Source organism: Lelliottia sp. RWM.1 (genome assembly GCF_016859735.1).
GTDB lineage: Bacteria > Pseudomonadota > Gammaproteobacteria > Enterobacterales > Enterobacteriaceae > Enterobacter.
Genome location: NZ_WLVC01000021.1, coordinates 64054 through 76570 on the forward strand (window position 1 = coordinate 64054; position 12517 = coordinate 76570).

Sequence of the window (12517 nt, forward strand, 5' to 3'; positions counted from 1 at the left end):
CAGGGAAACTGGCAAGCGGGCACAGGACGCGACTAAGCTTAAAAGTTTGGTCGCAAATAGAGGGATATCGCTTAAACAGTACGCTTCGCTTTTTGCTTGTAACGGTCGAATATCACGGCGGCAAGCAGGATCAGTCCACGTACCACGTACTGCGAGAACGGGGAGATATTCAGCAGGTTCATGGCGTTTTCCACTGTACCTAAAATCAAAATCCCCGCCACCACATATGAGATTTTTCCGATGCCACCCTTCAGCGAAACACCGCCGAGGACGCAGGCAGAAATGACGATCAGCTCATAACCTATTGAGGTCATCGGCTGGCCGCTGGTCATACGCGATGCCAGAATAATCCCTGCCGCCGCTGAAACCAGTCCGGACAAAACGAAGATAATAATTTTCGTGCGGACAACCGGAACACCCGCCAGTCGCGCGGCTTCTTCATTTCCCCCAATGGCCAGCGTATTGCGCCCAAACGTCGTGCGGTTGAGCAAGAAACCAAAGAGGATAAGACACGCCACCGTGAGCCAGATTGGCGCAGGTAAGCCTAACCAGTTTGCATAACCCAGGGTGAAGAAACGTTCATCTTCAATACCGACCGCTTTACCGTCAGAGATGATGTACGCCAGTCCACGGACAATTTGCATGGTGGCAAGCGTGGTGATCAGGGCGTTGATCTTCAGACGTGCAATCACAAAACCGTTCACCAGACCGCTCAAGACACCGAGAAGCAATCCCGCAAAGACACCAATCCACAGGCTTTCGGTCATATTAATGACGACAGCCGTGGTCACGCCTGCGCAGGCAATAACAGACGCGACGGAAAGGTCAAAATCACCAGATGCCAGACAAAACAACATACCGCATGCCACCATGCCGGACATCGAAATCGCCAGTCCCAGACCTTTCATATTAATGAAGGTGGCAAAGTTAGGGACAAATATCGCGCAAGCGAGGAAGAGTACGGCAAAGACCACCAGCATGCCGTACTGATCCCAGATACGCCCAAAACTAAAAGCCGACTTTGGGGCTCCGGATGTAGTAACAGAGGACATCATTGACTCCTTACTCAGGCGACTGCCTGGCTAACTTTAGGCATGGCGAGACTCAACGCCAGTTGTTCATTCGCCTGTTCATGAAGTAATTCACCGGCAATGTCACCTTCACGCATCACAACAATGCGGTCGGCAACGCCCAGCACCTCGGGCAGATCGCTTGAGGCGAAAAGTACCGCCACCCCGCGTTTTGCCAGTTCATAAATCACGTTATAGATTTCGTGCTTCGCCCCCACATCGATACCGCGGGTTGGCTCATCCAACAAAATGACTTTCATGTCTTCAGAGAGCCAACGGCCTAAAATTGCCTTTTGCTGGTTACCGCCGGAGAGATTCATGATCAATTGCTCTGCACCAGGCGTTTTAATATTCAATGAACGTATATGGTGTTCGGCATTGCTCGACTCCCAACTGTCATTAATCAGACAGCCTGCGCGGACAGACTTGCGCCGGGCGGAAATATTGATGTTGTCGCGAACCGAGTGCACCGGAATAATGCCATCAGCTTTGCGGTCTTCCGGGCAGAGCATCATGCCAGCGTTGATGGCATGGGCTGGCTTCTGGATATCAACCAATTGACCGTCAATTGAGACCTGCCCTCCCGTAATACGCGTGCCGCCGAAAAGCCCTTTCATTAGCTCACTACGTCCCGCCCCTACCAGACCAAATAGTCCGACAATTTCGCCGCTGCGCACCGTCAGGTTAATCGGCACGCGCACGCCGGGTGCTTTCACATTATCCAGACGCAAGCGTTCTGTACCGTACTGCCTTGGTTGCCAGTGATAAATATCCCCCAGCTCACGTCCAACCATCGCCTGAACCAACTGGTCATGGTTGACCTGCTTCATATCCGCGAACGTCCGTACGTAACGGCCATCTTTAAAGACGGTGATGGCATCGCTGAGGGCAAAAATCTCCTCCATACGATGGGACACATACAAAATAATGCGCCCCTCTTTCCGCAGTTCGCGAATCACGCGGAACAAGTTTTCGATCTCGCGGGCAGAGAGCGAACTGGTCGGCTCGTCAAAGGCGATAATTTTGGCGTTACGCGCCAGCGCTTTCGCGATTTCCACCATCTGCCACTGGCCGATGGAAAGATATTTCAGCGGTGTTTGTGGATCGACATCCAGCCCAAGATGCTTCAACTGCAGCCCGGCTTCATAGTTGAGCAGGGCGCGATTTACGACTCCGCCTTTGTGTGGCAGTTGGCCTAAATAGATGTTTTCGGCCACCGTCATTTCAGGGATCAGATGCAATTCCTGATAGATGATAGCGACCCCGGCATTAAGCGCTGCGGTTGTGTCAGCAAACGCAACCTCTTCGCCACGAATGGCAAGCGTACCGGTTGTAGGGGTGTAGTTACCGCTGAGGATTTTCAACAGCGTGGATTTTCCCGCGCCATTCTCCCCCATCAGAGCGTGAACCTGGCCGGCATAGCAGTCGAAGCTGATGTCGGTCAGCGCGTTAACACCCGGAAAGGTTTTACCGATGCCACGAAAAGAGAGATACGGGTCAGACTGTTGCATAGCGTCTCCGTGATTCCTGTAGTGTACGTCTGGCCCCTCATCATTTAATGAGGGGCACAATCACAGCGTATTACTTACCGCCCAGTCCTTTTTTCGCCAGTTCTTCTTTGAAGTTATCGCGAGTGATCAGCACCACATCGGTCACTTCAGTAAATTTCGGTGGTTCAGCGTCTTTGGTCACCCAGTTGTAGAGCATTTCGCTGGATTTGTAGCCGTGGACATCCGGGCTCGGCAGCAGAGAGCCGTAGAAGCCTGTCGCTTGAGCTTTTGACAGCTCACTTATCGCATCGACACCGTTAATGCCAATCCCGATAACATCCGCGGCTTTAAAGCCCTGGCCTTCCGTCGCACGGACGCCACCCAGTACGGTGTTGTCGTTCATGCCCACCACCAGCCAGTGTTTCACTTCCGGGTGCTGCACCAGCATGGAGTTTGCTGCATCGAATGCACCGGGGATATCGTTGGATTTGGTTGGCACTTTATAGATCTGTTTTTCAGGGAAACCGGCTGCTTTCAGCGCGTCCATGGAACCAGAAGTACGACGACGGGCGGTATCCAGCTCGTCAGCGGTAATCGCCATGACGCCGGTTTCTTTCACATCCCAGCCCCGCTTTTGCATCTCTTTATAGAGTTCCTGGCCCTGACGCTCGCCAATTTTCGTTGCCGCCATCATCACCAGAGGAACAGTGTCCATTGGTTTGCCTTTGGCATTGACGAATTGATCGTCAACGGCAATCACCTTCATGCCGTAACCACGCGCTTTCGCCACAATGGCAGACCCCAGTTTCGGATCAGGTGTACAAATAACGAATCCTTTTGCACCGCTGGCAGCCAGGCTATCAATGGCGTTCAGGGTTTTTTCACCATCCGGAACGGCAATTTTGATCACATCAAAACCTAAATCTTTCCCGGCTTTATCGGCGAATTTCCATTCAGTCTGGAACCAGGGTTCTTCCGGTTGTTTCAACAAAAAACCGAGTTTTAAATTTTCTGCAATAGCGGATTGTGACATAACGGCAGCCAGACCGATGGCCGCCAGCGCTTTAGTAAATTTGTGCATGGTAAACTCCAGCTTTAGCGTTCTTTTCTGTAGGGAAGAGTTGCGTGCTTCTTATTTAATCGGACTTAAAACAAGACATTAGCGCTCAGTTCGTCATAAGCGTTAGTGTTGGTGATAGTTTTAGCGGGAAATTAATCATCCATAAGAGAGCGCCATCACACGGCAGAATTACAGTAATTGCGTGCATAAATTCAGCGATAAATGACATAAAAACAGCGGGTTTTGTCCGACAAATGACAGGGGATTAAGCAGAATTATCCATAAGGTCAGCCAAGACGTCCCTGTCAGCCGGACGCCATAGCGCCCGGCTGGAAAATTACCAGGAATAGTAAATATGTTCGGCGTGATCGCGAGCGGGGGTTTCATCGCCCAGCAGACGGGCAGAAAGCGTCAGCGCAAAATCAAACGCGTGCCCCAGACCTTTGCCGCTGATCAGATTTTTATCTTCAACCACCGGCGCATCAACGTATTCTCCGTCCTTTACCGTCTGCCATAAGTCGCCGGAGCACACGTAACGACGACCTTTAAGCAGACCGTTACCGCCCAATACCCTGGCGGCCGCAGAGCATATAGGGCAAATCAGTTTTCCACGTTCATCATGGGCGGAAACAAACCGCACGACATCACAACTGGCCGCCAGATTAACACTCCCCTGAGGTCCGCCGGGCAGGACGACAGCATCATAAAGAACGTCAATGCGCTCCGCTAACGTGCTGTCCGCCACCATGGGAATGTTATGGTAGCTCACTACTGCACGGGACTCCGCGCAGGCAAGAGTATCAACCTCAATATGCAAACGACGCAGAATATCAACGATGATAATCGCCTCAGCTTCTTCAAACCCCGACGCCAGCAAAACCGCGACGGTAGCCATTACACACCTCGAAAATTTATTTAAAACATTATTTCATTTTCACAAGACAACTAAAATCAAACTCACGACTGGATCACACATCAACGCATCTTGAAAAAAATGATCTGAATCAAGTTATTCAACGCATCATATATCCCAATCCTGAATAGCTTTTATTTATGAACTTTCCCACACCATGAACAAATCAAATAACTGTTATTTTTGAATTATCAATAATGATTACCGAAAAAAGCAAAATCATATAAATCAAATAGTTAAATAAAAACTCAATGTATACCTCTCTTGAAGCACTTAAATTATATTAAAATTTGTAATGTAACGTAAAACATACGCCGTTAGGAGTTTTCTTAGATGCAATGTAAGGGTATGCTAATTTGTATCGAACACAGGAAGTGAATATTCGGTCACATTCAGAAAGAGCAGAAAATCTCTATTCTGTTATCAATTATCGTGCAGTGATGACATTGTACGGTAAGCGTCGACAACCTGCTGAGCCAGGTTAAGCAGTGGGCCTCCCGGTCCTCAGGAAATAAGGATATTAGTATGGCTACCCAAGCAATGATTCAAAAACTGAATGCCCAGATGAATCTTGAGTTCTATGCGTCTAATCTGCATTTGCATTTGAGCGACTGGTGCTCGGAGAACAGTCTCAACGGTACAGCCTCCTTCTTTCGCACCCAGGCGCAAAGCAATGTCACTCACATGATGCGAGTTTTCGACTTTATGAAACATGTTGGGGCCAATCCGATCGTGAAGGCCATTGACATGATGGATGATGACTATTCATCTCTTGAAGAACTGTTCCAGAAAACTCTGGAAGAATTCGAACAACGTCGTGTCACGCTCAGTAAACTGGCTGACGAAGCAAAAGCGCAGAAAGACAGCACTACGCTGGATTTCTTACGCGACATTGATAAAGAGCAGCAGCAGGATGGCGTGTTACTCAAGACGCTTGCGGATGAAATCCGTAACGCGAAACGCGCGGGCCTCTGCCCGGAGCAAACTGACCGCCATCTGCTCAATGTCGTCCACGATCAGCAACACTAATTTCCACCGGCCTGCACCTTTGACGGCAGGCCGTCCCTTCGCTTTATCAATTAGTTAAATTTTCGTTACCAACTAATTGTTTTCCTTTGATTTAAACAAATCAGATCTCGCTCCCAAAGCATATCCACACAACATGTAATGATTTTGAGAATTTCATTATCATTGACGAGGGAGCTTCATGATTACCATCGAATTTATAGTCATCATCCTCTGCCTGCTGATAGGAACGCGGTTCGGCGGTATGGGACTTGGGCTGATAAGCGGTATCGGTCTTTTCATCTTAAGTTTTATCTTTGGCCTGCAGCCCGGCAAACCACCCGTTGATGTCATGCTGACCATTCTTGCCGTCATCGGTTGTGCAGCCACGTTACAGACAGCTGGCGGCCTAAATGTGATGATGCAATTTGCCGAGCGGCTTCTGCGAAAACACCCGCAACACATCACACTTCTCGCACCATTCACGACCTGGATGCTGACTTTTCTCTGCGGAACGGGGCACGTGGTTTACACCATGTTCCCTATTATTGCGGACATTGCGTTAAAAAAAGGAATTCGTCCTGAACGCCCAATGGCAGTGGCTTCTATTGCCTCGCAGATGGCGATCACCGCCTCCCCTGTTTCGGTTGCCGTTGTTTCGCTGGTTTCCATTCTGGGGGCGCAGCATGGTATTGGCCACGCATGGGGGATTCTGGAAATCCTGGCGATCTCTGTCCCGGCTTCACTGTTTGGCGTGGCCATCGCTGCTTTATGGAGCCTGCGTCGTGGCAAAAATTTGGCTGATGACCCGGAGTTCCAGGAAAAGCTGAAAGATCCCAAACAACGTGAATTTATCTATGGCGGAACAGAAACGCTGATGAATCAGCGTTTCCCCAAACAGGCCTATTGGTCGACATGGATCTTCTTCGCCGGGATCGCTGTTGTTGTCCTGCTGGGCGCATTGCCGGAACTGAGACCCGCCTTCGACATTAAAGGCAAAATGACTGCGCTGTCGATGAACCTCGTCATTCAGATGATGATGTTGATTGCCGGGGCCGTTATGTTGATCGTCTGCAAGGTAAACGCGTCGGCTATCTCTAACGGGGCAGTCTTTAAGGCGGGGATGGTCGCTATTTTCTCGGTATTCGGCGTGGCGTGGATGAGTGATACCTTTTTCCAGGCGCACCTGGATGAACTCAAAATGGCGCTGGAGGGCGTGGTAAAAAGTCATCCCTGGACATACGCGATTGTCCTGTTTTTGGTCTCCAAGCTGGTCAACAGCCAGGCGGCTGCACTGACGGCCGTCGCCCCAATGGGGCTCATGCTGGGAATCGACCCCAAAATGTTGATTGCCTTCTTCCCGGCGTCTTATGGATATTTTGTTTTGCCAACATACCCAAGCGATCTGGCGTGCATTGGTTTTGATCGGTCCGGCACAACAAAAATCGGCCGGTTTATCATTAACCATAGCTTCATATTGCCAGGCCTGATTGGTGTGAGCTGTGCGTGTGCGGCGAGTTATTTACTGGTCCAGACGTTCTTTTAGTTCGCTCTCCGGGCGACAGGACATGTCGCCCTTCGACGTTTTTTCAGAAAAACGTTTCTAATTTCAAAACATCGGTTTATTTTAGTGGGACTCACCCTGCGGTGTGAACTTCAGTTCGATAAGCGCAATGGCTTTTTGGATCGCACGACGCGTGACAGGATCTGCCGCAGCAGGATGACTGGTGAAATCGATGGTTTTCAGTTGGCTGGACATTTTTTCGCGCACTTCAACTGGCGCGATGACGTCTAACACATCAAGGATTTGTTTGATTACCAACTGGCATGCAACGACGTCAGACACCAGCTCCTGATCGGCGCTCAAATTTTGTGACATGGGATTCTCCTTATTTAAAGGCCGCCATAGTAGCAAAACGTCAGCCCTTTCATCTCCCTCTCGTCGTTACAGGCACAAAAAAACCTGCCGAAGCAGGTTTTTTCACATCAGAACATAGCGCCCGGTGGTACGTCTTTAAAGGTGTTGCAGTAGTTTGCCCACATGCTTTTCAGGATTTTGCGCAGTTTCATGATAGTGCTCCGGTAATTTGTTATGCAGGTGTTATCGTCTATGCGCACATAATATGACCAGCATCACAAAAATCAATGTTTTTGTGATGCTGGTCACGATTAATAAACCATCAGCGCTGCTATTTTGTTAAAAAAATAATGTGAAATCCGTAGGTTACGAACCTATAAATTCCAGTAAATTTTTATAAATTTTTTTGATATGGCAGGAAGAAAATGAGTGAAAACATCACCGGCAAAGAGAGTCGCGGCTTATCGCCAGCGGCACTGTTGGTTGCCGGGGCTTTCTTTATGGAGTTTATTGACGGTACGGTTATCGCCACCGCACTACCCGATATGGCAAAAAGCTTTGGCGTGCAGGCCGTCGATCTGAACATCGGGATAAGTGCATATCTGATCACCCTGGCTGTTCTGATCCCCGCAAGCGGGTGGATAGCAGACCGCTTTGGCGCGCGTAAAGTTTTTGCCCTTGCTCTGGCCATCTTCACACTGGCATCTGTTTTTTGCGGACTCGCCACCACGGTTGATCAGTTTGTTGCAATGCGTGTTCTCCAGGGGATGGGAGGGGCGCTGATGGTCCCCGTCGGACGTCTGGCGGTTTTACGAACAACACCCAAACACCAGCTAATTACCGCCATTGCCACATTGACCTGGCCCGCGTTGGTTGCACCAATAATCGGCCCACCACTGGGTGGCTTCATTACCAGCTATGCCAACTGGCGTTGGATATTTTTCATTAATGTTCCGCTGGGTATAGTGGCGATTATTCTGGCGCTGCGCATCATTCCGGATCTGCATGACGATGAGCGGCGCCCCTTTGACCTTCCGGGTTTTCTCGCTACCACGATTGCTATGGTGAGCCTGGTTTATGCTATGGAGTCGATGGGAGGCCAGCATGTACAGGAGGGTTTGACGTTGCTGCTGCTGGCTATCGGTACAGTGGCGTTAATTTTTGCCCTTCGCCATTTCCGCCGTGTTCCCTGGCCAATGATTCGGCTCGATGCGTTAGATGTTCCGACTTTCCGGGTCACCATGTACGGCGGCTCATTATTTCGCGCGTCGATTAGCGCCGTACCTTTTCTGTTACCTCTGATGTTTCAGGTCGGGTTTGGGATGGATGCCTTCCATTCCGGGCTGCTCGTCCTGGCCGTTTTCGTAGGAAATTTGACCATAAAGCCTGCCACGACACCGCTTATTCGCTCGTTAGGATTTAAGCGATTACTGCTGATTAACGGCGCGCTAAACGTACTGGCACTGCTGGCCTGCGCACTGATCACACCGCACACCCCTGTCTGGCTCATTATGCTTATTCTTTATCTTGGTGGCGTTTTCCGCTCCATCCAGTTTACGGCAGTCAGTACACTGGCTTTTGCCGACGTACCTTCACCACAGATGAGTTATGCCAACACGCTGTTTTCAACGGCGACACAGTTAGCCGTTGGACTGGGTATCACACTCGGGGCAATCGGGATACGCATTGGTGAAAAAATGGGCGATGCATTCGGTCTGGCCGCCATACCCGGCATCAGTTTCCGCCTGGCCTTTGTGGCGATCGCTCTGATTTGTCTGGTGGGAATGTTTGATACATTGCGGCTGACAAAAGACGCGGGCAGCGCGGTATCAAAGAAGTAAAAAAAAAGCCAGCGGATGCTGGCTTTTTCATTTTATTGGGCATTAACCCACGATAGCGCGAACAAAGGCTTCAATCTCTTTGTCCTGGCAGTTTTCAAAGAAACACTGCTGGAAACGCTGGCCAGAAACCGCTGTTTTTACCAGTTCTGGATCGATAGCACGCAACGTATCCAGATAGTTCTCTTTCACAACAGCCGCTTTCACCTGGTTCAGGATCCCCGCGTTACGTACTTGTGGCTCTTTACGCTCTGGCGGGTAACCTTCCCCTTTGCGGCCTGTGAACGCTTTCTCAAAGATAAAGCGCACGTTCAGTTCTGCACCCCAGCCAAATCCTTTCGCAAACGGCAGGGACAGTGCGTTACCGTTGTTGATCTGAGCAAACAGGAACGCATCGGCAGGATCGATGCAGTAACCGCAGATCACACCAGGATGAATATTCAGCGACATCAGCGCCCCCTGCCCCGTGCCGCAACCCGTCACGACAAAATCAACCGCTTTAGAATTCAGCAGGATACTTGCCATAATGCCAAGATGAATGTAGGTCAGATGGTGATCGTTCTCATCGCTCATTCCTACGTTATAGACCGGGAAACCTTTCTCATCGGCAACGGCTTTTAACTCATTAAGGATGATAGGATTTTTACCCGCCTGGCTGTTTTCCATCATCAGTGCAATTTTCATCTTTTCTCTCCTGAATACGTTGCGGGTGATCCCGCCGTGGATACCTGATCGCTTCAACCTTACTATCAAATAAACACACTTTCAAATTAAGTGAAAGGTTGTTTTAAAAAACGAAGATGGGCTCACAATTTCACGATTATTAAGCGAAAAAGAGGTCGTCTGCTTAAAGTGAAAAAATCACTATTCCCGACCCTCGCAGTTAGCTAGACTGCGACAAAAGATTATAAAAACACCGCCTGGGGAACCCCTGTGAATCTGCACTGCTGGAAGCCTCGTTTTACATTCTTGCTTCTCTCTTTTGCGCTTTTCTGGATTAGCATACCCGCGTTAAATGCAGCTCAGCCCGACGAACCTATTCCCGTCTGGATATATAACGCCGACAGTTTCGAGTTCTGGCACACGCCACAAGGAGAGCCGAAGGGGTTTTATCCAGACCTGATTACTGCCATCAACCAAAAATATGGCACACACCTGCGGCTAAACCCCTTGTCCGGAAGTGAGATCGGGGAGCGTTTTGCGAATAATCGCTATGGGGTCTATGCCGGTGTAGTACGAACAGAGCAGCGTGCCCGTACCCGAATTCTCTCAGCACGCCTGTTCGATAACGAGGTGGTTGTCGCCAGCCCCACCATGACGGTCACCTCAGTGGAACAGTTGAGCCATGCACGCGTCCTTTTTCGCAAAGATGACGCAACCTTTGAGAGCGTCCAGCAACGCTACCCTGATCTAAAATTCCGCTCCCTGCGGTTCGCCTCCACTAGCGAAGAGGCATTCCGGTTACTCAGCGAACATCAGGCGGATGTTTATATTAACGATGCCTCTGAAATGGAAAACACGCAGCGCTATTATCTCATCTCCCGACCTTTCCCTGAGTTGCGAATTCCCGTTGTTCTGGCATTCAGTCCGGAACTCCACCCTTTGCATGAAAAGATCAATGCGTTTATTGGTGAATGGTATCGCAGCGGCGAAATGCGCAAAACGCTGGAAGAGAGTAAGCGAAACTACCTCCTGAGTCGCATTGAGATATCCGATCAGGAACGTCATTGGCTTGCGAACAATCACCTGCAAATCAATTTGCCCAAAAATGAAAATTTCGCCCCGATTATCTGGAAAGATAGCAACGGATATCATGGCACGGCGATCGATATGATTAACAATATGCGTGATTTATTAGGCATACGTGTGGATGTCAATTTTATCGATAACTATGCTTCCATCCTGCCCCAACAGCACTGGCCTGTCCGCCTGGTCAACATTGCCGAACGCAATGACACTACCCACGCCGATGGACGTATTGGTCCGGACATTGCCTGGCACAACGTTTATTACAATCGCATCGGGAAGCCATTTTTGTGGGATGAAGAGAATATCCGGAGCCAGCGTGTGGGGGTGCTGGACGGTTCCTTTTCTGCGGCCTATTTGCAGCAACGCTTTGGTAATGACGTTATTATTGTAACTCGCCATAGCATTGAAGGTCTTATTGATGCCATCGAGAATAATAAAATCGATTTTATTCTGGGCGATCTCAGCTCTCTGGAATCAACCCTTCGGGGCAATGAACTGTTCCGGGGCGTTCTCAAAGTGGCTGGTGTCACGCGTTCTGAGTTGATTATTGGCCCCTGGGTACAACCTGACCACCCGCTATTCCATCTCCTGACACAAGTTCATCGGCTGTCGGAGTTTCGTACCCAACTTGAACGCCAGGAAGAACATAAACTCTTCCCGGACTTAACCAAAAATACGCTAAAAATCATCAGTGTTATTTTGCTGATCGCCGCCCTGTTCAGCATCAGTATGCTGTTAATGATGCGCCGCCATCTCAGGCAAAACCGCATAGTTAACCGCAACATTGTGCAAGCGCTTGAGAAGGTCAACCGGGCTCATGATGATGAAACAGGCAGCCATATTCAGCGCGTCGCAAAATACTGTGGGCTCATGGCGCGCGAGCTTGGGTTGTCAGGCAAGATGATCCGCGAAATTGAACATTTTGCCTCCCTGCATGACGTGGGGAAAATCGCCGTACCGGAGCGGATCCTGCGCAAGCAAGGGCCACTCACGGCAGAAGAATTTAGTGAAATGAAACTTCATACCATCAAAGGCTGGCGCATTATTCAGGGGCTCGGACTCGGAGCCGTTGCAGAAAATATTATCCATTACCACCACGAGAAATGGGATGGCAGTGGCTATCCTGAAGGTTTACGAGGTGAACAAATTCCGCTTGAAGCGCGCATCCTGGCGCTGGCGGATGTCTATGATGCCTTGAGGCAAAAGCGTGTGTATAAACCCGGCTTCACGCATGATCTGGCCTGTGAGGTGATCCTCGACGGTACTGGACGCCATTTCGATCCACAGCTTATCGCCCTGTTTCGTCAGCACCATTTGAAATTCCAGACGATTTTCGACAGCCTCGCCGACTAGTCAGGCTCGTTGCGAAGAGAAAGGGTAGATTGTCTGGCTATTCCTCCCATTGCATCTGTTGTCAGCAGCGTAGGATAGGGTATCTCCATTGACTCAGAGCGAAATATAGTCATTCGTACCCTGAGAATTACACTTTGAAGTGATTCAGGGTATGCGCTTACTGGTTACGAATATTGAGCGA

The 12517-nt window shown here is 49.7% G+C and carries 11 protein-coding genes; 4 read left to right on the forward strand and 7 right to left on the reverse strand.

The genetic code is table 11. The features are described from left to right. Nucleotides 1-71: 71 nt before the first annotated feature. The 4 genes from araH to GF617_RS15675 form a co-directional block, all read right to left on the reverse strand. The gene (gene araH / locus GF617_RS15660; RefSeq protein ID WP_181623782.1) at nucleotides 72-1052 is read right to left on the reverse strand and encodes an arabinose ABC transporter permease AraH; all 981 of its coding nucleotides are present in this window, start codon (nucleotides 1050-1052) and stop codon (nucleotides 72-74) included. Nucleotides 1053-1066: 14 nt separating this feature from the next. Beyond that, nucleotides 1067-2581 (reverse strand): L-arabinose ABC transporter ATP-binding protein AraG, encoded by a 1515-nt coding sequence (gene araG, locus GF617_RS15665; RefSeq protein ID WP_181619865.1) that lies wholly within the window; start codon nucleotides 2579-2581, stop codon nucleotides 1067-1069. Nucleotides 2582-2651: 70 nt separating this feature from the next. Then, nucleotides 2652-3641 carry an arabinose ABC transporter substrate-binding protein AraF gene (araF, locus tag GF617_RS15670; RefSeq protein WP_203452036.1) on the reverse strand — a complete coding sequence of 330 codons (990 nt, stop codon included), beginning with the start codon at nucleotides 3639-3641 and terminating at the stop codon, nucleotides 2652-2654. Between the two features lie 316 nt (nucleotides 3642-3957). Continuing rightward, nucleotides 3958-4515, reverse strand: a complete 558-nt coding sequence (locus GF617_RS15675) for a DJ-1/PfpI family protein (protein WP_181619867.1) — start codon at nucleotides 4513-4515, stop codon at nucleotides 3958-3960. Between the two features lie 543 nt (nucleotides 4516-5058). Here GF617_RS15675 and GF617_RS15680 point away from each other — a divergent pair. Together GF617_RS15680 and GF617_RS15685 are read left to right on the forward strand one after the other, a co-directional pair. Beyond that, the gene (locus GF617_RS15680) at nucleotides 5059-5562 is read left to right on the forward strand and encodes a non-heme ferritin-like protein (protein WP_203452037.1); all 504 of its coding nucleotides are present in this window, start codon (nucleotides 5059-5061) and stop codon (nucleotides 5560-5562) included. A 178-nt stretch (nucleotides 5563-5740) separates the two neighbouring features. Then, nucleotides 5741-7084, forward strand: coding sequence for an anaerobic C4-dicarboxylate transporter (locus tag GF617_RS15685; protein ID WP_203452038.1), 1344 nt, complete (start codon nucleotides 5741-5743; stop codon nucleotides 7082-7084). A gap of 81 nt (nucleotides 7085-7165) precedes the next feature. On the opposite strand, the gene GF617_RS15690 is transcribed toward GF617_RS15685, so the two are convergent. Together GF617_RS15690 and azuC are read right to left on the reverse strand one after the other, a co-directional pair. Then, entirely contained in the window at nucleotides 7166-7417 is a 252-nt protein-coding gene (locus GF617_RS15690) for a DUF2766 family protein (protein ID WP_181619870.1), read from the reverse strand. 107 nt (nucleotides 7418-7524) lie between these two features. Further along, nucleotides 7525-7608, reverse strand: a complete 84-nt coding sequence (gene azuC, locus GF617_RS15695; protein WP_014832437.1) for a stress response protein AzuC — start codon at nucleotides 7606-7608, stop codon at nucleotides 7525-7527. Nucleotides 7609-7821: 213 nt separating this feature from the next. On the opposite strand from azuC, the gene GF617_RS15700 reads away from it, so the two are divergent. Continuing rightward, on the forward strand, nucleotides 7822-9237 hold the full coding sequence (locus tag GF617_RS15700) for an MFS transporter (protein ID WP_181619871.1): 1416 nt from the start codon (nucleotides 7822-7824) through the stop codon (nucleotides 9235-9237). Between the two features lie 42 nt (nucleotides 9238-9279). On the opposite strand, the gene GF617_RS15705 is transcribed toward GF617_RS15700, so the two are convergent. Next, entirely contained in the window at nucleotides 9280-9918 is a 639-nt protein-coding gene (locus GF617_RS15705; protein WP_181619872.1) for an RpiB/LacA/LacB family sugar-phosphate isomerase, read from the reverse strand. Between the two features lie 249 nt (nucleotides 9919-10167). On the opposite strand from GF617_RS15705, the gene GF617_RS15710 reads away from it, so the two are divergent. Continuing rightward, a complete protein-coding gene (locus GF617_RS15710; RefSeq protein WP_309228270.1) occupies nucleotides 10168-12336 on the forward strand; it encodes an HD domain-containing phosphohydrolase in 2169 nt (722 codons plus the stop codon). Nucleotides 12337-12517 lie beyond the last annotated feature (181 nt).